A 20,840-nucleotide genomic window follows, 5' to 3' on the forward strand; every position below is an offset into this window, starting at 1 on the left:
CGGAGGGCAGAATGTGCACCATGGACGAGACCCAGACCGACGCCGCCGAGGCGGCCCCGCGCGTGGTGAGCGCGAGCCGCGTGATCGCGGCCGACCCGGGCGTGATCTTCGAGCACATCGCCGATCCGGCCCTGCAGTCCGCATGGGACGGCAACGACAACCTCGCCGAGGCGGCCTCCGGCCAGCGCGTGCGCGGGATCGGAGACGTCTTCGCGATGACGCTGACCACGGGCGCCGTGCGCGAGAACCACGTGGTCGACTTCGACGAGGGCCTGCGCATCGCCTGGCTCCCCGCCCCCGAGGGCGAGCAGCCGCCCGGTCACCTGTGGCGCTGGGACCTCGAACCGCTCGGCGACGGGCGCACCCGCGTCATCCACACCTACGACTGGACCGACCTCCACGACACCGTGCGCGAGGAGCGGGCCCGCGCCACCACCACGGAGAGCCTGCAGGCTTCGATCGACCGACTCGCGGCGCTGCTCGAACAGGGCGACTGAGCCCGCGTCGGCCTCTCCGGACCCAGCGCGGGCCGACGTCCGGACGCGGTGCGGGACGGCGCCCGGAGCCCCCACGGGCCCGCGCACGGACGCAGCGCAGGGCGACGCCCGAGCTCAGCGGGAGAACGCGAGGCGACCGTCGACCATCGTCGCGAGCGGCCGTATCCCGTGCAGCCGCGCGGCCGCCTCCCTCGCCGCAGCCTCGACGAACAGCCCGTCGGCCCCTCGCGGCACGTCGGCGAAGAGCCCACTGCCTGAGGCCGCGCCCGGATCCTCGACCAGCACCAGGTCCGCGCGCCCGCCCACCTCGGGACGCACGCCGGCGCCGTCGGTCGAGGCGGCGAGCGCCTCGAGGGGCTGCAGCTGCTGGGCGGGGAACCAGGCCTCGCGCGCATCGGCGCTGCGATGCACCGCCGCCGCCATGGCGAGCCAGGGATCCACGGGCGCGACAGGGGAGTCGGAGCCCATCAGCAGGTCGACCCCCGCATCGAGCAGGTCGCGGAAGCGGTAGGAGCGCTGCGCATCGCCCGGCCAGACCTCCTCCGTGGGATCGCGATCGTCGAGCAGGTGGGCGGGCTGCACCGAGGCGCCCACCCCGAGCGCCGCCATCCGCGCCACGTCCTCGTCGGCCAGCAGCTGCGCGTGCTCGATCCGCGGCCGGAGCGCGATCGCGCTGCTCCCGCTCCTGTTCTCGCTCCCGATCCTGCTGCCGGTTCCGGCTTCCGCGAGCGCGTCCAGGACCACCGAGGCCGCGGCATCGCCGATCGCGTGGACGGCGACCTGGAGGCCGCGCGCGCCGGCCCGGGCGAGCAGTGCCGCGAGATCGTCGGCCATGTGGCTGAGCACCCCGTAGCCGCCGCCGAGCGGGTGCGCACCTGCCTCACCGGAGAAGGCGTAGGGGTGGCGGCAGTAGGCCGAGCGGGATCCCAGCGAGCCGTCGGCGATCACCTTGAGCGGCCCCATCGTCACGAGCCCCGAGGACCCGATCGCAGTGCCCGTCGGCCCCGGGACCCCGTCGAGCCCGGAGGCGTAGGTCGCCGTGCGCACGCGGATCCGCGCCTCGCGGCGCGCCCACAGCGACGCGTTGTCGGCCCACTCCATGTCCGTCAGGCCGACGATCCCGCGCGCGAGGGCGTCCTCCTGCAGGGTCGCGACCCCGGCCTCGAGGTGCGCCGCGACGCCGGGCAGATCGTCGAGATGGGCGACGGCGTCGAACCACTCGTCCTCGGCGACGATGCCGCGCCGCGGGGGCAGCCCCAGGGCGCGCAGGGCGGCGGAGCTCATCCACGCGTGGTGCGCGTCGCCGCCGATCAGCACCACGGGCAGCTCCCCGGCGACGGCGTCGAGCCCGGCGACCGTCGGATCGCCGGCCATGTCCACGAGCCGGTGGCCGAAGCCGATCAGCGCCTCAGGCCCGGCGGTGCCCGCAGCGCCGGCCCGCCGTAAGGCGCCGGAACGGTCGCCGGGTCGCGCGGCGATCGCGGCGGCGACCTCGCGCAAGACCTCGTCGACCGAGGCGAGACCGGAGGTGTCCAGCCGCGAGTAGCCCTGGGCGGTCTGCCCCACGTGCACGTGATGGTCCCAGAGCCCCGGGATCGCGAGCGCCCCGCCCGTCTCGAGGACCTCCTCGCCCGGGGCCGCCGCGAGGTCCGGCCCGACCTCCGTGATCACCCCGTCGCGCATCCGGAGGGAGACGGGGGAGACACGTGAAGCAGGGGACGCGGGGGAGGCCGGCAGCAGGCGCAGATCACGGACGAGCACGCGGCGAGCCTATCCGGCCGCTCGCGGGGGACAATCGAGGCATGCGCGAGCAGTCCACCGCCCCCGACACCGCTCCCTCCCCGTCCTCCCCGCGGGACTCCGCGCCGTCCGCCGCCGCTCCGCAGGCCTCCCGCGACGAGACCGCCGCACTGTGGTGCGCCGCGGGCGCCGCCGTCCTCGGGCTCGGCGTGGGCCTCGTGTCGCTGCGCGCGACCCTGCCCCTGTTCGGTCGCGGCTCGATCGGCGAGGTCGCGGCGTACGCGGGGATGGGCGCCGGCCTGCTCGGCTTCGTCCTGGCCGGTCTCACCATCACCCCGCGCCGCCAGCCCTGGCTGCGGGAGATCTCCCGCGTGCGGTGCGCGGCGAACATCCTCGCCCTCGGCGCGCTCCACGCGGTCTTCGCCTTCCTGCTGTGCAGCGCCCTGTACGGCGTGTTCTCCTCGGCCTTCCTGGGACTCGCGCTGGATCGCTGGACCGGTGCCGTCTGGGTCGGCATCACCGCTGCGGCCTGCGCCTACGCGTGCGTGGAGAGCGCGCTCGCCCTCACCAGCGAGGCCCTGTCCGTGCTGCTGGCCGCGTTCCTGGTGACCGGCGCGCTCGCGGCGGCGCTCAGTGCGAGCGACCCCCACTGGTGGCATCACCACTTCTCCGCGCTCGGCTCGGGCAGGGACGGATTCACCTTCAACCTCACCCTGCTGCTCGCGGGCCTCGCGCTCGCTGCGATCGGCGACTTCGTGGGCCACGACGTCGCCCTCTGGTGCCGGGCGACCGGCCAGACCCGCACCCCGGCGACCATCGTGCGCCTGGCGCTGATCGTCCTCGGGGTGCTCGTGATCGCCGTCGCCCTCATCCCCGTGGACGCCGAGCGCACCTGGCACGATGCCGCTGCTCAGAGCATCGTCCTGGTCTTCGCGGCGGCCCTCGTCGGATTCCCCATGCTGTTCCGGCGCCTGCCGGGCAGCTTCCTGGCGGTCACCGTGGGCGTGATCATCGCGCTGATGGTCCTGCTCGTGCTCTGGAAGGGGGTGGGCTACCTGGGCCTCACGGCCTTCGAGATGGGGGCGGCCACGACCGTCATGACCTGGCTCGTGCTGTTCGTGCGCACCGTGGCGGCAGCGGAGCGCAGCCTGCCGGCCGCCGACTGAGCCTGCCCGCAGCGGACCGGGCGTCCCCGCCGCCGACCGACCCGGCCGCCGACTGAACGTGCCCGCCGCGGACCGAGTCCTGCACCGGCTCCATGACAGCTGTCACGGGAGGGACGTGACGGCGCCCGATGGGAGCGCGGGCACGGCGCGGCGGAGGCTGGAGCCATGAACGCGACGACTCCAGATCCCGCCCCCGCAGTCGACCCCGCCATCGACTGCCGCGGCCTCACCAAGACCTTCGGCTCCCTCACCGCCGTCGACGACCTCGACCTCACCGTCCCGCGGGGACAGATCCTCGCGCTGCTGGGGCCCAACGGGGCCGGCAAGTCCACGACCACCGAGATGATGCTCGGGCTCGCGAACCCGGACGCCGGTGAGGTGCGCATCTGCGGCGCCGCGCCCACGGAGGCGGCGCGCCGCGGCCTGGTCGGCGCGATGCTCCAGAACGGCGCCCTGCTCGAGGAGACCCCGGTGCGCGTGATGCTGAACCTCGTCGCCGGGGTCTGCGCGCACCCGCTGCCCCTGGACGACGTCATCGAGCGGGCCGACATCTCCTCCCTGCTGCGCCGCAGCACCTCGAAGCTCTCCGGAGGCGAGGCCCAGCGGGTCCGCTTCGCGCTCGCGCTGCTGCCCGACCCCGAGGTCATCCTGCTGGACGAGCCCACGGTCGCGATGGACGTCGAGACCCGTCGACGCTTCTGGGAGCGCATGCGCCACGTCGCCGCCGACGGACGCACCATCGTCTTCGCGACCCACTACCTCGAGGAGGCCGACCAGCAGGCCGGCCGGGTCGTCGTCATGGATGCCGGTCGCATCGTCGCCGACGGCACGGGCGCCCAGATCCGCGCCCGCATCGGCGGACGCGCGATCACCCTGCGCGTGCCCGACCCTGCGGCCGCCGAGCCCTTCGCTCACCTCGAGGGCGTGACCAGCGTCGACATGCTCGACGACGGCCGCCTGCGGCTCGCCACCTCCGACTCCGACGCCACCCTGCGGGGCCTCTTCACCGGGGAGGACCTGCCGCGGGCGCACGACGTCGAGGTCACCACCCCGAGCCTCGAGGACGCGTTCCTCGCCCTCACCTCCCACTGAGCGCGCCGCCCCACCCGTCCCGCTCGCTCCGCAAGTCCCGCCCTCACCCGCCAGGAGACGTCATGACCACCGCACCAGCACTCACCACCACGGCCACCGCCGCCTCACCGAGCGTCGGCCGCGGAGCCCCTGCGAGCCAGACGCGCCGCACCGTCCGCTTCGCGCTCTCGTCGACCTCGACGACCCTGCGCAAGGGCATGTTCCTGTTCTTCACGGTCGCCCTGCCGATCCTCATGTTCCTCATGTTCAACGAGATCTTCGGGAAGGAGGCCATCGGCCAGGGCGGTGACACCGTGGGCACCTTCATCATGGTGCGCATGGCCGCCTACGGCGGGCTCGGCGCCGCAATCAACGCGGGCGCGATCATCCAGCTCGAGCGTACCAACGGATGGCTGCGCCAGCTCATGGTCGCGGGCCTCACCCCCCGCAGCTTCGTGATCGGCAAGATGGTCGCTGCGATGGTCATCGTCCTGCCCGCGCTGATCGGCGTCTACCTCGCCGGCGCGCTCGTCGCCGGCATCCACCTGGACGCCCTGGAGGCCGTGCGCTCGCTGCTCGCCCTCTGGATCGGCATGCTGCCGCTGGTCCTGCTGGGCCTCGTCGTCGGCCTCGCCCTGAAGCCCAGCGCCGTCGGCGCCGCGACCACCATCGGCATGATGCTGCTCGCCGTCGCGGGCGGCCTCTGGTTCCCCTACGAGATGTTCCCGAGCTGGCTGCAGACCATCTCCCGCTTCACCCCGACCTACTGGGTCGGCGAGCTGGGCACCTGGGGCATCATCGGCGAGGACTTCCCGATGCGCGGCGCGGTGACACTCGCCGCCTGGACCCTCGGCCTCGCGGTGATCGCCGCCCTGCTGCTGGGCCGTGCCGCCCGCTCCGCCTCGCGACGCTGAGCGGCCGCCGGCGGTCCCGAGCCATCGGGACCGGGACCGCCGGACCGTCGGGGACCGTCGGACGGATGTCGGTGCGGAGGAGCGAGGAATGCTGGAAGAATCGCTGAACAGCCCGCGAGGAGGGGGAGCACCATGGCGCGGACACGACTGACCGGCTTCGCACGCCACGGCCCCGCCGGTGCCACCGCACCGCCTATCGAGCGCTGCGACGAGAAGCATCCGCGGACCCTGCGTGGGCTGCACCGGGCGGCGATCGATTCCGGCGCGATGTTCTACACGGCACCGTCGCTGCTGTTCATGCTGTTCGTCATCATCCCGGCGTTCGACCAGCCCAGCGTGCTCCACGCGGCGGCGATCATCGCGCTCGCGCTCGCCTTCAGCGCGGTCTTCCTCTACCTGCCCGGGGTCAAGGCCTACGGTCCGAGCGTCGGGTACGCCTACATCGGCGTGGTCTGGGCGCTGATCGCGCTGTTCGTCCCCGCGATCGGCGTGAACGTCCTGTACATGGTGATGTTCGTGCAGATCGCGCACACCATCGCGCTGCCCTGGCGCACCGCCCGCGTGGTGATCCTCCCGCTCACCCTCGCGGTGTGCCTCGTCGCGGTGCTCACCGGCGAGTACATCGCGATCATCCTCGCGCTCGTCGGCCTCATGATCTCCCTGGGCGTGGGCTACGGGATCGAGCGCGAGATCCTCACCGAGCGGCTCGCGCAGGCCGAGCAGCGCAACGCCGTCCTCGCCGTCGCCGCCGAGCGCGAGCGCATCGGCCGGGACCTCCACGACATCCTCGGCCACTCGCTCACCACCATCACCGTCTCCTCGCAGCTCGCCCAGCGCCTGCTGGCCTCCGATCCGGAGGCCGCGCACGCCCAGATGGCCGAGGTCGAGCGGATCTCCCGCCAGTCCCTGGCCGACGTCCGCGCGACCGTGAGCGGCATGCAGGAGGTCCGCGCGGCCACGGAGATCGCCTCGGCCCGCAGCGTGCTGACCGCCGCTGGGATCGAGGCCGACGTCCCCGCGGCCCTGCCCGAGCTCGACGATGAGCGCGCCGAGCTGTTCGGCTACGTGATCCGCGAGGGCGTCACCAACGTGGTGCGCCACTCCCGCGCGACCCGCTGCACCATCCGCGTGGACGAGGACAGCGCGAGCGTCGCCGACGACGGCGTGGGCATCCCGAGCGATCGTGCCCGCTCGGGCCTCGACGGCCTCGCGCGCCGCGTCGAAGAGGGCGGGGGAGAGCTCGAGGTCATCTCCGACGGGGAGGGCGCGGGGACCGTGATCACGGCGCGGCTCGCGCCCGCCCGGCGACCGCTCGACGAAGGAGCCCACCATGCCTGACGCGTCCGCCGCCCCCGCTGGGTCGATCCGCATCGCGCTGGCCGATGACCAGGCGATGCTGCGCTCGGGCCTCGCGGCGCTGCTGCGCCTGGAGGCCGACATCGAGGTGGTCGGGGAGGCCGCGGACTGCGCCGGAGCGCTCGCCGTCGTCTCCGAGCACCGGCCCGACGTGCTGCTGCTGGACGTCCAGATGCCCGCGGGCACCGGCGCGGACGGCGCGAGCGGCCCGGCCGACGGCCTCGAGGTCGCCGAGCGCCTCCAGGGCTCCGGCACCCGGATCGTCGTGCTCACGACCTTCGGCCGCGCCGGCTACCTGCGCCGCACCCTCGAGGCGGGGGCCGACGGCTTCATGGTCAAGGACGCCCCCGTGGAACGGCTCGTCGACGCAATCCGCCGCGTCCACCAGGGCCTGCGCGTGGTCGACCCCGAGCTCGCCGCGCAGTCGCTGGCCGCGGGCCCGAACCCGCTCTCGGCGAAGGAGACCGAGGTGCTGCGCGCCTGCGCACACGGCGGCTCGACGGCCGACGTCGCCGCCCGCGTGTTCCTCTCCGAGGGGACGGTGCGCAACCACGTCTCGAGCGCGATCGGGAAGCTGGGCGTCGGCAATCGCGCAGAGGCCGTGCGCCGCGCGACCGACAACGGGTGGCTGTAGCGGGACGAGGCATGGACAGGCCGGAGTAGCCGCCGTAGGGTCAGCGGCGATGATGACCAGTCAGGCCCGCAGCGGCCGCTCCCGGACAGGCGACCTGGTCGGTCCCTGATCCGCGCTCCTCCCGTCGTGCGCACGACGTCGAACCACCCGACCCCGCGCACCGACCGAGGAGAACCATGACCGCGCACTTCAACCACACCATCATCGCCACTCGCGACCCCAAGGGGCTCGCCGACTTCTACCGCGACCTGCTGGAAGCGGAGGAGGCCCCTTCCTGGGGCGTGTTCCAGAACCTGACCATCGGCGGCGGCGTGCTGCTCCAGTTCGCTGATCCGCCGATCGACTTCCCGCCCCAGCACTACGCGTATCTGCTGGACGACGAGCACTTCGATCGCGCTCTCGCCTCGATCCGCGCGAGCGGGCGCGAGCACTGGGCGGATCACACGAGGACCCGTCCCGGAGAGATCAATACGGAGCACGGAGGCCGAGGCGTCTATCTCCTGGACCCTTCGGGGCACTATCTGGAGCTCATCACGCGTCCATACCTCTGATCCGCTGAGGACGGACGCAGAAGGAGGCCGGGCGACGCGCGAACGCGCGTCGCCCGGCCTCCTGCGCTGGCGTCGGTCAGATCGTGGACGCGAAGGGGTCGAAGTCGACGGGGACCGTCGGCACCTCGGAGACCGAGCTCTTCACGGTCACGAACTCCTCGCTCGCGGCGGACTCCTCGGCCGAGAGCATGACGTCCAGGACGTGGTAGCCCAGCTCGCCGCTCGCGACGTGCGGGCGGTCCTCGGCGATCGCGCGGACCATGTCCAGCAGGCCCAGCCCGCGGCCGGTGACCACGCCCTCCTGCGGGATCTCGATGCGCTCCTGCGCGGGCGGGGCCTCCCCGAAGGACTCGAAGGGCTTCACGTAGGAGATCGCGCCCTCGAACATGTTCGGGTCCGGCAGGAAGATCGAGCCCTCGGTGCCGTGGATCTCGACGATGCCCTGGCGGGCGAGCGGCGAGTCGAAGCTGACCAGCGAGTTCGCCTGCTGCCCGGCCTCGAAGCTCGTGAGCAGCGAGAGGGTGGAGGGCACCTCGACGGGGAACGTCTCCCCGGCGCGGTCGCCCACCTGGATGGTGCGCTCGAGCTGGGCGCGCAGGCCCATCGCCGCGACCTTGTCCACGGTCCCGAACAGGCTCACCAGGGCGGTGATGTAGTACGGGCCGATGTCCAGCAGCGGGCCCGCGCCCTTGGCGAAGAGGAAGCCGGGGTTCGGGTGGAAGACCTCGGGGCCCTGCCACTGCATGGAGGTCTGGGCGAACAGCGGGGTGCCGATGGTGCCCTTGAGGATCTCGCGCTTGGCGGTCTGGAAGCCGGGGCCCAGCACCGTGTCGGGGGCGCAGCCCACGCGCAGACCCTTGGCCTTGGCATCCACGAGCAGCTGTGCGGTGGACTCGCGGTCCAGGCCCAGCGGCTTCTCGGTCCACACGTGCTTGCCGGCGGCGATCGCGCTCGCGGAGACCTCGGCGTGCACGGCCGGGATCGTCAGGTTCACGACGACCTGCACGCCCGGGTGGTCCAGGACGTCCTGGGCGGTGCCGGCGGCGGGCACGCCGTGCTTGGCGGCCTGGGACTTCGCGCGCTCCACGTCGAGGTCGCCGAGGATCAGGACCTCGACGTCGGGGAACGAGCCCAGGTTCTCCAGGTAGGTGTCGGAGATGACGCCGACGCCGATGAAGCCGACGCCGATCGGGCTGCCGGTGGTGCTGGGGGTGGTCATGCGATGAAGCCTCCGTCGCGCAGGAACGCGTAGCTGGCGGCGACGTCCTCGAAGACGTCTCCGGGGGTGTTGTCGTACTCGATGACGGCGTACTTCAGGGAGTCGCCGGCGGCCTTGAGAGCGTCCTCGGTGGGCACCTCGCCCTCGCCGGGATGGCGCTGGTCCAGGCTCGCCGAGTCGAAGTCGGGGGCGTCGGGCGCGAAGGGGTTGCCCTGCGGCGGGACGCCGTCCTTCACGTGGACCGCGACGAGGCGGTCGCCGAGCGAGCGCACGAGCTCGGTCGGGTTCTGCCCGCCCACGATCGCCCAGAACAGGTCGAGCTCGATGACGACGCTCGGGTCGAGCAGGGAGACCATGTACTCGTAGGCGGTCCTGCCCTCGAAGCTCGCGAGGAACTCCTGGGCGTGGTTGTGGTAGCCGACGCTCAGGCCGTAGGCCTTCGCAGTCTCGGCGGCGGCGTTCAGGCGCTCGGCGATGTCCTTCACGCCGTCCTGGGTGAGCCAGCGGTCCACCGGCACGAAGGGATCGATGACGGTGGTCATGCCGATCTGCTGCGCGGCTTCGAAGACGACCTCGTTGGCGGGGGTCGGGATCGAGCCGTCCGGCGTCCACAGCTCATCGGAGAGCAGCGGCGCGTGGCCGGTCGGGGAGGCGAGGCCGCTCGCGTCGAGCGCGGCGCGGATCTCCGCGGGACGGCGCACGAAGTCGAAGGCCTCGACGTTCTTCAGGCCGATCGCGGCGAGCTTGTCGAGGGAGCCGCCCATGTCGTCGGAGAACTGCTGAGCGAGGGTGTACAGCTGCACGGAGCCGAGGGGGAGAGCCACGGTGCCCTTCTTTCCTGTTCGGTGATGATCGGGTGCGTACGGCGTCACGCTAGCACGAAAAGTACCGCCTGGAGGTTTTGGGGCGGTAGGGTGCGGGACATGATGACCACGGGGCACGACGAGGAGGCCGGGGCGCCGCTCGAGGACCAGGCGACCATCGGTCGGCCCGGCGCCTACGCCAAGGGCATGGCGCGGCGTCGCCAGATCCTCGATCGCGCCATCGAGGTCTTCCGCGAGCGCGGGGCCGACGGCACGTCCCTGCGCCGCATCGCCGAGGCCATCGGCGTCTCCCACGCTGCCCTGCGCCACTACTTCGACTCCCTCGAGCAGCTGCTGGTGGCTGTCTACGCGCATGCGGAGGCGGCCCGGGACGACGATCCGAACCTGCCCGAGCCCTCGTCGGCCGTGGACGTGATGGTGCAGTCGGCCGTCCAGAACCTCGAGGTCCCGGGACTCGTGCAGCTCTACTCGACGCTCGTCGCGGCCTCCCTCGAGGCGCGCTCGACCGAGGCCAAGGAGTACTTCACCTCGCGCTTCGCGCATCTGCGCGTGGCGCTCGAGGCCCAGGTGCGCGCCGAGCAGGAGGCCGGTCAGCTGCGCGCCGACGTCGACGCCGCGCAGATCGCGGCGCTGCTCATCGCAGCCTCGGACGGCCTGCAGATCCAGTGGCTTCTGGAGCCGGAGATCGAGCTCGAGGGGACCCTGAGCGCGTTCCACGCGCTGCTGGAGCCCCGACCCTGACCCGCCTGCATATCGCGCTGTCCCCGGTCTGCGCCATGAGCCGCTGCCATGAGCCGCGGAACTGAGCTCCCCTCAGCTCGCGAAGGCCTCTTCGCCGGCGTTCTGCTCGAGGAGCCGGCGCAGCGCCGTGGCCCGGTCCGGGGTCATGGAAGCGCCGAGGTCCCGGGCGGCATCCACCGATTGTGCGGGAGTGAGGTGGCGACGCTCGGTGGGGTCGCCCTTCCGTCGGATGGTCAGAGCCGTGTCCGCGAGGCTCAGGTGGCCCTCGTCCGTGAACCTCGAGACGATCAGGCGATGGGTGAAGGGGCCGGACTCCGGGTCCTGCGACGTGATCACATGGCCGCCGCGCACGTCGACGGGCACGATGGGCAGGGTGTCGATCACGTGGGCTGTGCTGTCCCCGCGACGCAGCTCCCAGGTCTCCGTGCCGCCTGCCGCTCCGCGGTGCAGTGAGTACTCGCCGTGGGCCTCGTGCCGCACGGCGCCGTCGGACATCCGTATCGGCTCCGTGATCGAGAGTCCGAAACCGGGATCGCAGAGCATCCTCACTCCCTCGAGCTGCACCTCGATGGCCATGTGGGTGCGGGTGTTGTCCGGGCTGTGCACGCGTCCCAGGCGTCGGATGACCGTGAACCCGAGGGACTCGCACGTCGCGGCGAACAGCTGGGCGTGCTCGAAGCAGTATCCGCCGGTGCGCTCGACCAGGAGCCGACGGGACACGGTCGCGGGAGACACCCCGGGATGATCGCCCAGGAGCACGTCCACGTTCGCGAACGGGAACGTGTGCACGTGCCGGCGATGGAGCTCGGCGAGCAGAGTGAAGTCCGGTTCCGAGCGCTCGAGCCCGAGAAGCTCGAGGTGGAGATCGACGTCGATGTCGGCGACGTGCCAGGGATCGGGCGAAGGCGTCATCGTGCCGCGGGTCATCCGGCCAGCCTAGGGGCCGGGTGCGTGGACGAGAGCGCCCCGCGCAGTCCGGAGCTTCGCTGGTAGCGGAGCGCCAAGCCCTCGGAGGAGCGCGGCACCTAGGCTGAACCGGTGTCGTCCCTCCTGCGCATCGTGCGCTTCACCCGTGAGCTGACCCCGCTCTATCTCCTCATCATCCTGTGCTCGGTCGTCACCGCGCTGACCGGCCTCGCCGTCCCGTTCATCATCGGGCACGCGACCGACGTCGTCACCGACGCCGTCGGCGGCCGGACCGGCGCGGGCGCGGCGACCCGCACGGTGCTGTGGCTCGCCTTCGCGCTGCTGGTCGCCGAGCTCGCCAACACGCTGCTGTCCAACCTCGGCGGCTACTACGGCGACCGCATGAGCAACCGCCTGCGCACGATCCTCTCGGTGCGCTACTTCGACAAGCTGCTCGCCCTGCCGCAGCGCTGGTTCGACACCGAGCTGACCGGCACGATCGTCTCGCGGCTGAACCGCTCGATCGCCGAGGTCTCGAACTTCGCGAAGACCTTCTCGAACTCCTTCGCGACCATGCTCATCACGACCTTCGCGGTCCTGGGCATCTCGGCGTTCTACTTCTGGCCCCTCGCGGTGCTGCTGCTCATCATCTTCCCCGTCTACGTGTGGCTGACCGCGCTGACCTCGAAGAAGTGGCAGAAGCTCGAGGGCGCCAAGAACGAGCAGGTCGACCTCGCGGGCGGTCGCTTCGCCGAGGTCATCGGCCAGATCCGCGTCGTGAAGTCCTTCGTGCGCGAGCGCTCCGAGCTCGACGGTTTCCGCGGCCGCTTCGAGGCGACCGACGACCTCACCGCCCAGCAATCCGCGCACTGGCACCGGATGGACGTGCTGCGCCGCGGCGTCCTGAACCTCATCTTCTTCGCGATCTACGCGATCATCTTCGTGCTCACCGCCCGCGGCCAGTTCTCCCTGGGCCAGATGGTCCTGCTCATCCAGCTGATGAACATGGCCCGCGACCCCGTGCAGTCGATGAGCTGGGTCATCGACTCCTCGCAGCGCGCGATCGCGGGCTCGCGCGACTACTTCCGCGTCATGGAGACCCCGGTGGACCCGCGCACCCCGCACGTCGCCGCGGCCCGCGGGGCCGACGGGGTCGAGCCCGAGCAGCTGCCCGCGCCTATCGCCGGCGCACCCATGGTCGCCTTCGACGACGTCCGCTTCGCCTATGAGAACGGCGAGGATGTGCTGCACGGCATCTCCTTCGACGTCGCGCGCGGCGAGAAGGTCGCGCTCGTGGGGGAGTCCGGCGGCGGCAAGTCCACGATCGTGAACCTGCTGCTCGGGCTCTACGAGACCCGCACGGGCGGCGTCGACGTGGCGGGCCATCCGCTCTCCGAGCTCCCGCTGGGGCAGCTGCGACGCGAGGTCGGCGTGGTCTTCCAGGACGCAGCCCTGTTCTCCGGCACGATCCGCGAGAACATCGCCTACGGCCGTCCCGATGCGAGCGACGAGGAGATCCGCGAGGCGGCCCGCCGCGCCAACGCCGACCGCTTCATCGAGCGCTTCGCCGGCGGCTACGACACCGTGATCGGCGAGCGCGGGCTGCGGCTCTCCGGCGGGCAGCGCCAGCGCATCGCCGTCGCCCGCGCGATGCTCAAGGACGCCCCCGTCCTCGTTCTCGACGAGGCCACCTCCGCCCTGGACACCAAGGCCGAGCGCCAGGTCCAGGCGGGCCTCGAGGAGCTCATGGCCGGCCGCACCTCGCTGATCATCGCCCACCGCCTCTCGACGATCGCGAGCGTGGACCGGATCGTCACCCTGCGCGACGGGCACGTCGACGAGATCGGCACGCCCGAGGTCCTCGCGGCCTCCGGCGGCATCTACGCCGAGCTGCTCTCCCTGCAGGACTCGGGCCGGAAGAAGGACCTCGCGAGGTTCGGCTTCCGCGCGTGAGGGCGATGGTGGGATAAAGCGCCCGAAACTTGCATCCAAGATGCTGTTGAAACGGCGTGTGATGACGTTGTCGGAAGACTAGGCAGGAGTGGGGGCATGAGCGGAGTGCCAGGCTAACGGCTGAAAGAGTTTGCCAACCCTGCCCAGTCGGGATAGATGGTCTCCCGGGTGTATCCGAAGTGGTTTTCTAGCATTTCCGTGAGCGGCTGCTTCGCCTGCCAAGGAATGCGAATCGCAAACAGCTTGGGGAATCGCTCTTGACGTCGACCCCTCTTGCCGAGTATCAGGTCAGTCCCGCACATGCGGTCCAGATTTTGTTTCGTCCAAGAGGGTGGCTTTTCCGCGCTCATCAACTCGTTCGTGGGTTCTTCTGAAGCCGGTACTGGGTCGCTCGACAGAATGAATGCTCCGCGCTGCGCCGCGATCCTTGGGTCAATGGGGGGTGTTGAGAACAGCAGTGCGACCCGGTCGCCCTTCTGGATCATTTCATTGTAAGACTCGAGATCCCATGGCCTCTTGATTTTAGTCAAAGAAGTCATCGTGACCGCGACGAGGGCACCGTCTTGTTCTCTGCTCTGGGCGTGTTCTGTGGGATCGCAAAGCATGTATAACGCCACGAATGGATCCGTGGTTACATCTATTAGTCTGTTTGTTGCGCCACTGTGCCGCAATCGGGCAAGAATCTCCCAATCCCCTAGATGTTGGGCGTTGTCCATGCCGAGCCTTCTAGCGGTATCGAGCATCTCGCGTTCGTGGTTCACGAGTTCTTGCCCGTGGATGCCTCTTCTAGTCGCGGTGGACTCGACGCGATGGGATAGGCTTCCTTGGCCGCGCCAGCGGACGCCGTCTCTGGGGCCGCGCACAGTGACGCCCCCAATGGCGTTAATTATCGCTCGGCAAGTATCCAATTGAGCGTTCTTTTGAGACAGGTCTATTTCGTTTGGGTCGACGTTGAGTGTGGAGACTGGGTCGAACACTAGGTCGGCAGGCCAGATCCCGATGGGATCCTGTGTGGACTTCACTTGATTCATGGGGTGGACCTTGGGTCGAGTGGCGTGACGGCTTGCCTGCTTCGAGCTCGTCAGGCTTTCGGCGGGCCCGATTGTTGAGCCTAGCGGCGTTTTCCGGCATGTCCGGTGATCGCTGATCCCAGGTCTGAGCGGTAGCCTGTTCGATGCTTGAGGGCTGGGTCTCGACCCGTGGCCGGTGCCGCTTGAACCGGAGCTGTGTGTGGTCCGCACACGATTCGCGCATCACGCGATGACCTGCGAGAGGTAGGTTCGTCAGTAGCAGGTTTCGCACCGCCTGCTGACTCAAGATCACTCGAGACGCAATGCCACGAGCGCGATCTTTGAGGAATTGGAGCGGCACGGGGTCGTTCGACGCACTCCGCCTGCGGATCCCCGTTCCGGGCGACCGGATCCCTTCGTCACCACATGCCGGCCCGCCGCGCGCGGGCCCAGGAAGGACATCACCATGACCAAGCGCATCCTCGTCGTCGGAGCAGGCGGGCTCATCGGATCGGAGGTGGCCTCGGCCCTCGAAGCCGCCGGCCACGAGGTCATCCGCGCCTCGCGCAGCAGCGGCGAGCGGGTCGATCTCACCGACCCCGCCTCGATCGAGGCCCTCTTCGAGCGCATCGGTGACGTCGACGCGGTCGTCTCGACCACCGGCGTCGTCGCCTTCAAGCCCTTCGCCGAGCTCACTCTCGGCGACTTCCGCGACGGCGTCGCGGACAAGACGCTCGGCCAGATCGCCCTCGTCACCGTCGGCACCGCCCACGTGCGCGACGGCGGTTCGTTCACCCTGACCAGCGGTGTGCTCTCCGCGGAGTCCATCGAGACCGGCGCTGCGGCGTCGGTGGCCAACGGCGCCCTGGACTCCTTCGCGATCGCCGCGGCCGTGGGCCTGCCGCGCGGCATCCGCATCAACACCGTCAGCCCCAGCGTCATCGCCGAGGCCACCGGCTACCACTCGAGCTTCCCCGGCTTCCCGCAGACGCCCGTGGCCGAGGCGGCCCGCGCGGTCGTGCGCTCGGTCGACGGCGTGGAGACGGGCCAGATCTTCTCCGTCTGATCCGGTCTGCGGCTCTCACGGGGCCGGGCCGGGCATTCGTCACGAGTGCCCGGCCCGGGGCCGGACGCTCGCTCACAGGTCCTTCTTCGGGAACCCCACAGCTCGCCTCCAGGGCGATCGATAGCATGGTCCGCATCACATGACGACCAGCCTCCCGGGGGACGAAGGAGATCAGCATGGGCTTCATCCAGGCATTCAAGGGCGCCATCGGCGGCATGTTCGCCGATCAGTGGAAGGACTTCCTCACGGTGCCCGACGGGCTCCCGGCGACGGCGGCCCTGTTCCCCGCAGTCCCGCGCGGCACCAACGCCGGTCGCGGCTCGAACGTGCGCGGCTCGCAGTCGATCATCTCGAACGGCTCGCGCATCCTCGTCCCCGAGGGCTACGGGCTGGTCACCGTGCTCGACGGCAAGGCGACCGGCTTCATCACCGAGGCCGGCGGCTACGAGTTCCAGGGCGATGCGCCCGACTCGAAGTCCGTCTTCGCGGGCGACGACATCATGTCCTCGACCGTCGGCATGAGCTGGGAGCGCTTCAAGTTCGGCGGCCGCCCCACCTCCCAGCAGCTCGCGTTCTTCGTGAACCTCAAGGAGATCCCGGACAACCGCTTCGGCACCCAGTCCGAGATCTACTGGGACGACGCCTACCTCAACGCCCAGGTCGGGGCGCTGGCCCGAGGCTCGTACACGATGCGGATCCTTGACCCGCTGCTGTTCGTGCACAACTACGTCCCCGCCTCGTTCATCACGGAGAACGCCGGAGTCTTCGACTTCTCGGATCCCGACAATCCTGCGGGCAACCAGCTGTTCCGCGAGGTCGTCTCCTCGCTCGCCGCCGCCTTCTCCCGGTACACGAACGACCCCGACAAGGGGAACCGCATCACCCGGATCCAGTCCGACGCCGTCGGCTTCGCGCAGTCCCTCGCGGCCGTCGTCGAGGAGGACTACCGCTGGTCCAGCGACCGCGGCCTGGCGATCGTCAAGGTCGCGATCGCCTCCATCGAGTACGACCAGAACACCCGCGCCCTGCTCAACGACGTCCAGAAGGCCGACGCCCTCTCGGGCAACCGTTCGCAGTCCTTCATGAACCAGGCCGTGGCCCGCGGCGTCCAGGGCGCCGGCGAGAACGGCGGGGGAGCGGGCCTGGCGATGATGGGCATGGGCATGAACGCCACCGGCGGGATCGTCCAGCCCTCGCAGCAGCAGACCCCTCCCGGGCTGAACTTCGGGAACCAGCAGGGCCGGCAGCAGGGGCAGCAGCAGGGCCAGCAGGGTGCGCAGGCTCAGCCCCAGCAGGGCCAGCAGGCTCAGCCCCAGCAGGGCCAGCAGCAGAACGCCCAGCCCGCCGAGGGACAGGGCTCGGCAGATGCGGCCCCCGCCGCGGCCGGCGCCCCTGCGGCCGACGATCCGGTGGCGAAGCTCGGCCAGTACAAGCAGATGCTCGACCAGGGGCTGATCTCGCAGGAGGACTACGACGCGGCGAAGAAGAAGGCGCTGGGGCTCTGACCCGGCGCCCCGTCGGCCGCCCCGCACCTCACGAGACCCCACCACGGAAGCCCCGCGATGAGCCAGCAGCCCGGTGACCCCGCGCGTCCCATGGGACCCGCGGGGCAGCTGCCTGCCCAGAAGCCGCCGCAGAGACTCCCGGAACAGGACCCGCGACAGCAGGTGCCCCCTCCACAGCCGGCGCCCGAGCAGATGCCCCCGCAGTCGGTGCCCCAGCAGGTGACGCCGCAGCAAGCGCCCCAGTCGCCGTCGGCCCACGCCCAGGCCACGGCGCCTGCATCGACGCAGCCGCCGTCTCCCACCCAGCCCGGCAGCCCCGGCCAGCCCGGCGGCCCCGCCCAGCCCGCCGATCCTGCTGATCCCGCCGAGCAGGTCCGGGACGTGATCGACGAGGCGACCTCGGGCGACCGGATCATCGACACCGATCGCGGCAAGAGCCACGGCCTGGACAAGTGCCCGCGCTGCGGCTCGTCGGACGTGCACTACCGGATCGAGTCGCGCTCCCTCGTCTGCGACTACTGCCGCAACCAGTGGAACGAGGGCAACGCCGAGAAGGCCTTCCACCTCGACACCCCGATCCAGGAGCTGCGCGGCGAGAACGTCGCCTCCGGCGCGCAGGACGTCCAGGCCGGGGAATCGATGGTCACCATCAAGTGCCAGGGCTGCGGCGCCGAGGTCGTGGTGAAGTCGGACGAGACCCTGCAGGCCCGCTGCCACTGGTGCCGCCAGGTGCTCTCGATCAACCATCAGATCCCCAACGGCGCCGTCCCGGACGCGGTGCTGCCCTTCACGCTCACCCGCGAGCAGGCGGTCGAGCAGATCAAGACGTTCGTCGACTCCCGCCGCACCTTCGCCAACCGCACCTTCGTCAAGGAGTTCGTGCCGGACAACGTCAAGGGCGTCTACATGCCCTACATGGTCGTGGACGGCAATCTGCACACCGACCTGCGCGGCACCGGCGAGATCACCACCCGCACCTACACGGTCCAGCGTCGCGTCGGGAAGGACCAGACGGTGTCCGAGCGGTACTGGGACGCGAGCGTCCACGAGCTCGGCCGCAGCTTCGACGTGCTGGTCAACGACCTGACCGCGGGCTCGTCGCGGCAGTACGACCGCACGGACTCCTCGGCCGCGACGAACTACATCCTCGACGCGGTCCAGCCGTACGACACCCGCGAAGCGCTCGTGTTCAACCCGAACTACCTCTCGGGCTTCACCTCCGAGCGCCGCGACCTGGACATCGACGACCTCGACGAGCGGGTCGAGGACAAGTTCCTCACCATCGCCCGTGAGAAGGCGCGCCCCACGATCGCCCAGTACGACCGCGGCGTGCGCTGGGAGCGGGAGGGCGTCGCGATCCGCGGCACCCGCTGGATCACGATGTACGTCCCGGTGTGGCTCTACAGCTACTACCAGCAGACGTCGAAGGGCAGCTACGTCCACTACATCGCGGTCAACGGCCGCACCGGCAAGACCATGGGGTCCGTCCCCGTGTCCCATCCGCGGATCTTCAGCCTGGCCTGCGCGGGCGGCGCGGTCGCGACCGCCGCCGCGGCGGTCGTGGGCTGGGGAGTCTTCCTCACCCGGGGATTCTGAGAGGAGCAGGCCATGGACACCATCCTCGCGGCGCAGGTGCTGCTGGCCGACGGCGGCAGCTCCGAGGGCGGGCTGTTCGCCCTCGCGCTCCCGTTCGTCGTGGGGCCGGCCGTGTTCGGCGCGATCTACGGCGGCATCTACCGCTACTACCGCAACAAGGACAAGCGCTTCGGCTTCGAGCGCGAGACCGACATCCAGGTCGGCAACCTCCAGGCCTTCGACCACCGCGTCGGCGACAAGAACCGACAGCGCAGCGCCACGATGTCGGGCGCGAACCAGGACGACCCGCTGACCCGGGTAGGACGGATGGACGTGAAGTGAGCACCCGGACCGACACTGTCCCGACTCCCGCTCCGACTGCCGCCGAGAGTCCGGCCCCGTCTCCCACTGCGGCCGACGCGATCGTCGTGGGCGCCGGGCTCTCGGGGCTCGTCGCCGCCTGCGAGATCGCCGACGCCGGCCACGACGTCCTCCTGCTCGAGCGCGAGGGGATGGCGGACCTCGGCGGGCAGGCGCACTGGAGCTTCGGCGGCCTGTTCCTCGTCGACAGCCCCGAGCAGCGCCGACTGGGGATCCGCGACTCCCTCGCGCTGGCGCACCAGGACTGGATGGGCTCCGCGCGCTTCGAGCGGCCCGAGGACCACTGGCCCCGCGCATGGGCCGAGGCCTACCTGCGCTTCGCCGCGGGGGAGAAGCGCGCCTGGCTGCACGGGATGGGCGTGCGGTTCTTCCCCGTCGTCGGCTGGGCCGAGCGCGGCGACGGCACCGCCGAGGGCCACGGCAACTCCGTGCCCCGCTTCCACGGCACCTGGGGCACCGGCCCCGGCGTGCTCGAGCCGTTCCTGCGACGCCTCGCCGCGCACCGCGAGAGCGGGCGGATCCGCCTGCGCACCCGCCACGACGTCGAGGCGCTGATCGTCGAGGACGGGCGCGCGGTCGGGGTGCACGGGCACGTCCTCGAGGCCGACGCGACTCCCCGCGGCGTCGCCTCGACCCGTCGGCCGACGGGCGGGTTCGAGGCCCGGGCCGGCGCCGTGCTGCTCGCCGGCGGAGGCATCGGCGGCAACCCCGACCTGGTGAGGGAGCTGTGGCCGCAGCGCCTGGGCACGATGCCCCGGGACGTCGTGCGCGGCGTGCCGGCGAGCGTCGACGGCGTCGGCATGGTGATGGCGCGCGACGCGGGCGCGCACTGGATCAACGCCGACCGCATGTGGCACTACACCGAGGGGCTGAGGAACTGGGACCCCGTGTGGGAGGGGCACGGCATCCGCATCCTCCCCGGCCCCTAGTCGCTGTGGGTCGACGCGCGCGGGGAGCGGCTGCCCGCTCCCGCCTATCCCGGCTTCGACACCACGGGCACGCTGCGGATCCTGCGCGAGCGCGGCGGCGAGCACTCGTGGTTCGTGCTCACCCGCCGGATCATCGAGAAGGAGTTCGTGCTCTCCGGGAGCGAGCAGAACCCCGACCTCACCGGCAAGGACCTGCGCGCGGTGCTGGGGAGGGTGCGGCCGGGTGCACCGCCGCCCGTGCAGGCCTTCCTGGACCGCGGCGAGGACTTCGTGACCGCGAGCGACGTGCCCGGCCTCGTGCAGAAGATGAACGCCCTGGTGGGCGAGGATCTCGTGGACGCCGAGCGCCTCGAGACGCAGATCCGCGCCCGCGACGCCGAGGTCGTGAACCCCTTCGCGAAGGACACCCAGATCACCGCGATCCGCGGCGCTCGCCGCTACGTCGGCGACCGGCTCATCCGCACCGCGGCCCCGCACCGCCTGCTGGATCCCGCGGCCGGCCCGCTGATCGCGGTGCGCCTGCACGTGCTGCTGCGCAAGACCCTCGGGGGCCTGGAGACCGACCTCGACGGACGCGTGCAGCGCGCCCCGTCGGCCGGCGGCGGCACCTTCGACGGACTGTTCGCCGCCGGCGAGGCCTCCGGCTTCGGAGGCGGCGGCTACCACGGGAACTCGGCGCTCGAGGGAACCTTCCTGGGCGGGTGTCTGTTCTCGGGCCGACAGGCCGGACGGGGGATCGCTCAGGAGCTGGGCTGAGCCCCGGGGGTCGTCGGATCGCCGATTCCCCGACGACCCAAGCTTC

18 protein-coding genes and 1 pseudogene are annotated in these 20,840 nt (G+C 71.1%); 14 read left to right on the forward strand and 5 right to left on the reverse strand.

From position 1 onward, the window contains the following. Positions 1–20: 20 nt before the first annotated feature. The gene (locus Bra3105_RS14100) at positions 21–497 is read left to right on the forward strand and encodes an SRPBCC family protein (RefSeq protein WP_228357347.1); all 477 of its coding nucleotides are present in this window, start codon (positions 21–23) and stop codon (positions 495–497) included. 114 nt (positions 498–611) lie between these two features. Here the strand turns inward: Bra3105_RS14100 and Bra3105_RS14105 are convergent, their stop codons facing one another. Continuing rightward, positions 612–2,258, reverse strand: coding sequence for an amidohydrolase (locus Bra3105_RS14105; protein ID WP_228357348.1), 1,647 nt, complete (start codon positions 2,256–2,258; stop codon positions 612–614). Between the two features lie 41 nt (positions 2,259–2,299). Here Bra3105_RS14105 and Bra3105_RS14110 point away from each other — a divergent pair, with 41 nt between their 5' ends. From Bra3105_RS14110 to Bra3105_RS14135, 6 genes are all read left to right on the forward strand, one after another. Continuing rightward, complete coding sequence (locus Bra3105_RS14110; protein ID WP_228357349.1) at positions 2,300–3,403, forward strand: DUF998 domain-containing protein; 1,104 nt, start codon at positions 2,300–2,302, stop codon at positions 3,401–3,403. Between the two features lie 165 nt (positions 3,404–3,568). Continuing rightward, positions 3,569–4,495 carry an ABC transporter ATP-binding protein gene (locus Bra3105_RS14115; protein WP_228357350.1) on the forward strand — a complete coding sequence of 309 codons (927 nt, stop codon included), beginning with the start codon at positions 3,569–3,571 and terminating at the stop codon, positions 4,493–4,495. A gap of 62 nt (positions 4,496–4,557) precedes the next feature. After that, positions 4,558–5,388, forward strand: a complete 831-nt coding sequence (locus Bra3105_RS14120) for an ABC transporter permease (RefSeq protein WP_228357351.1) — start codon at positions 4,558–4,560, stop codon at positions 5,386–5,388. Between the two features lie 132 nt (positions 5,389–5,520). After that, a complete protein-coding gene (locus Bra3105_RS14125; RefSeq protein WP_228357352.1) occupies positions 5,521–6,726 on the forward strand; it encodes a sensor histidine kinase in 1,206 nt (401 codons plus the stop codon). After that, positions 6,719–7,378 (forward strand): response regulator transcription factor, encoded by a 660-nt coding sequence (locus tag Bra3105_RS14130; protein ID WP_228357353.1) that lies wholly within the window; start codon positions 6,719–6,721, stop codon positions 7,376–7,378. The genes Bra3105_RS14125 and Bra3105_RS14130 overlap by 8 nt, the downstream gene beginning before the upstream one ends. A gap of 176 nt (positions 7,379–7,554) precedes the next feature. Beyond that, positions 7,555–7,929, forward strand: coding sequence for a VOC family protein (locus Bra3105_RS14135; protein ID WP_228357354.1), 375 nt, complete (start codon positions 7,555–7,557; stop codon positions 7,927–7,929). Positions 7,930–8,005: 76 nt separating this feature from the next. Here the strand turns inward: Bra3105_RS14135 and Bra3105_RS14140 are convergent, their stop codons facing one another. Then, entirely contained in the window at positions 8,006–9,148 is a 1,143-nt protein-coding gene (locus Bra3105_RS14140) for a Gfo/Idh/MocA family protein (protein WP_228357355.1), read from the reverse strand. Then, positions 9,145–9,972 (reverse strand): sugar phosphate isomerase/epimerase family protein, encoded by an 828-nt coding sequence (locus Bra3105_RS14145; RefSeq protein WP_228357356.1) that lies wholly within the window; start codon positions 9,970–9,972, stop codon positions 9,145–9,147. The genes Bra3105_RS14140 and Bra3105_RS14145 overlap by 4 nt, the downstream gene beginning before the upstream one ends. Positions 9,973–10,074: 102 nt before the next feature. On the opposite strand from Bra3105_RS14145, the gene Bra3105_RS14150 reads away from it, so the two are divergent. Next, positions 10,075–10,713, forward strand: coding sequence for a TetR/AcrR family transcriptional regulator (locus tag Bra3105_RS14150; protein WP_228359667.1), 639 nt, complete (start codon positions 10,075–10,077; stop codon positions 10,711–10,713). Positions 10,714–10,785: 72 nt separating this feature from the next. Here the strand turns inward: Bra3105_RS14150 and Bra3105_RS14155 are convergent, their stop codons facing one another. Next, entirely contained in the window at positions 10,786–11,640 is an 855-nt protein-coding gene (locus tag Bra3105_RS14155) for an arylamine N-acetyltransferase family protein (RefSeq protein WP_228357357.1), read from the reverse strand. Positions 11,641–11,751: 111 nt separating this feature from the next. Here Bra3105_RS14155 and Bra3105_RS14160 point away from each other — a divergent pair, with 111 nt between their 5' ends. Then, complete coding sequence (locus Bra3105_RS14160; RefSeq protein ID WP_228357358.1) at positions 11,752–13,572, forward strand: ABC transporter ATP-binding protein; 1,821 nt, start codon at positions 11,752–11,754, stop codon at positions 13,570–13,572. A gap of 113 nt (positions 13,573–13,685) precedes the next feature. Here Bra3105_RS14160 and Bra3105_RS14165 read toward each other — a convergent pair whose 3' ends face one another. After that, positions 13,686–14,603: an FRG domain-containing protein gene (locus Bra3105_RS14165; protein WP_228357359.1), complete on the reverse strand. Its 918-nt coding sequence runs from the start codon at positions 14,601–14,603 to the stop codon at positions 13,686–13,688. Between the two features lie 445 nt (positions 14,604–15,048). On the opposite strand from Bra3105_RS14165, the gene Bra3105_RS14170 reads away from it, so the two are divergent. The 5 genes and pseudogenes from Bra3105_RS14170 to Bra3105_RS14190 all read left to right on the forward strand — a co-directional run bounded on the left by Bra3105_RS14170 (position 15,049) and on the right by Bra3105_RS14190 (position 20,794). Continuing rightward, a complete protein-coding gene (locus Bra3105_RS14170) occupies positions 15,049–15,648 on the forward strand; it encodes a short chain dehydrogenase (protein ID WP_228357360.1) in 600 nt (199 codons plus the stop codon). A gap of 176 nt (positions 15,649–15,824) precedes the next feature. Continuing rightward, positions 15,825–17,153 (forward strand): SPFH domain-containing protein, encoded by a 1,329-nt coding sequence (locus Bra3105_RS14175; protein WP_228357361.1) that lies wholly within the window; start codon positions 15,825–15,827, stop codon positions 17,151–17,153. A gap of 162 nt (positions 17,154–17,315) precedes the next feature. Beyond that, a complete protein-coding gene (locus tag Bra3105_RS14180; protein ID WP_228357362.1) occupies positions 17,316–18,749 on the forward strand; it encodes a TFIIB-type zinc ribbon-containing protein in 1,434 nt (477 codons plus the stop codon). A gap of 12 nt (positions 18,750–18,761) precedes the next feature. Next, positions 18,762–19,070, forward strand: coding sequence for a hypothetical protein (locus Bra3105_RS14185; protein WP_228357363.1), 309 nt, complete (start codon positions 18,762–18,764; stop codon positions 19,068–19,070). A gap of 80 nt (positions 19,071–19,150) precedes the next feature. Continuing rightward, positions 19,151–20,794, forward strand: a pseudogene (locus Bra3105_RS14190) (FAD-binding dehydrogenase). The last annotated feature ends 46 nt before the right edge of the window (positions 20,795–20,840 follow it).

Source organism: Brachybacterium halotolerans subsp. kimchii, assembly GCF_020792675.1.
Classification (GTDB): Bacteria; Actinomycetota; Actinomycetes; order Actinomycetales; family Dermabacteraceae; genus Brachybacterium; species Brachybacterium halotolerans.

What these genes read in the sequence shown, in the direction of transcription:
- Bra3105_RS14100 (WP_228357347.1), top strand. Translation starts at nt 21, where the DNA reads ATGGACGAGACCCAGACCGACGCCGCCGAGGCGGCCCCGCGCGTGGTG.
- Bra3105_RS14110 (WP_228357349.1), top strand. Translation starts at nt 2,300, where the DNA reads ATGCGCGAGCAGTCCACCGCCCCCGACACCGCTCCCTCCCCGTCCTCC.
- Bra3105_RS14115 (WP_228357350.1), top strand. Translation starts at nt 3,569, where the DNA reads ATGAACGCGACGACTCCAGATCCCGCCCCCGCAGTCGACCCCGCCATC.
- Bra3105_RS14120 (WP_228357351.1), top strand. Translation starts at nt 4,558, where the DNA reads ATGACCACCGCACCAGCACTCACCACCACGGCCACCGCCGCCTCACCG.
- Bra3105_RS14125 (WP_228357352.1), top strand. Translation starts at nt 5,521, where the DNA reads ATGGCGCGGACACGACTGACCGGCTTCGCACGCCACGGCCCCGCCGGT.
- Bra3105_RS14130 (WP_228357353.1), top strand. Translation starts at nt 6,719, where the DNA reads ATGCCTGACGCGTCCGCCGCCCCCGCTGGGTCGATCCGCATCGCGCTG.
- Bra3105_RS14135 (WP_228357354.1), top strand. Translation starts at nt 7,555, where the DNA reads ATGACCGCGCACTTCAACCACACCATCATCGCCACTCGCGACCCCAAG.
- Bra3105_RS14140 (WP_228357355.1), bottom strand. Translation starts at nt 9,148, where the DNA reads ATGACCACCCCCAGCACCACCGGCAGCCCGATCGGCGTCGGCTTCATC.
- Bra3105_RS14150 (WP_228359667.1), top strand. Translation starts at nt 10,075, where the DNA reads ATGACCACGGGGCACGACGAGGAGGCCGGGGCGCCGCTCGAGGACCAG.
- Bra3105_RS14155 (WP_228357357.1), bottom strand. Translation starts at nt 11,640, where the DNA reads ATGACCCGCGGCACGATGACGCCTTCGCCCGATCCCTGGCACGTCGCC.
- Bra3105_RS14165 (WP_228357359.1), bottom strand. Translation starts at nt 14,603, where the DNA reads ATGAATCAAGTGAAGTCCACACAGGATCCCATCGGGATCTGGCCTGCC.
- Bra3105_RS14170 (WP_228357360.1), top strand. Translation starts at nt 15,049, where the DNA reads ATGACCAAGCGCATCCTCGTCGTCGGAGCAGGCGGGCTCATCGGATCG.
- Bra3105_RS14175 (WP_228357361.1), top strand. Translation starts at nt 15,825, where the DNA reads ATGGGCTTCATCCAGGCATTCAAGGGCGCCATCGGCGGCATGTTCGCC.
- Bra3105_RS14185 (WP_228357363.1), top strand. Translation starts at nt 18,762, where the DNA reads ATGGACACCATCCTCGCGGCGCAGGTGCTGCTGGCCGACGGCGGCAGC.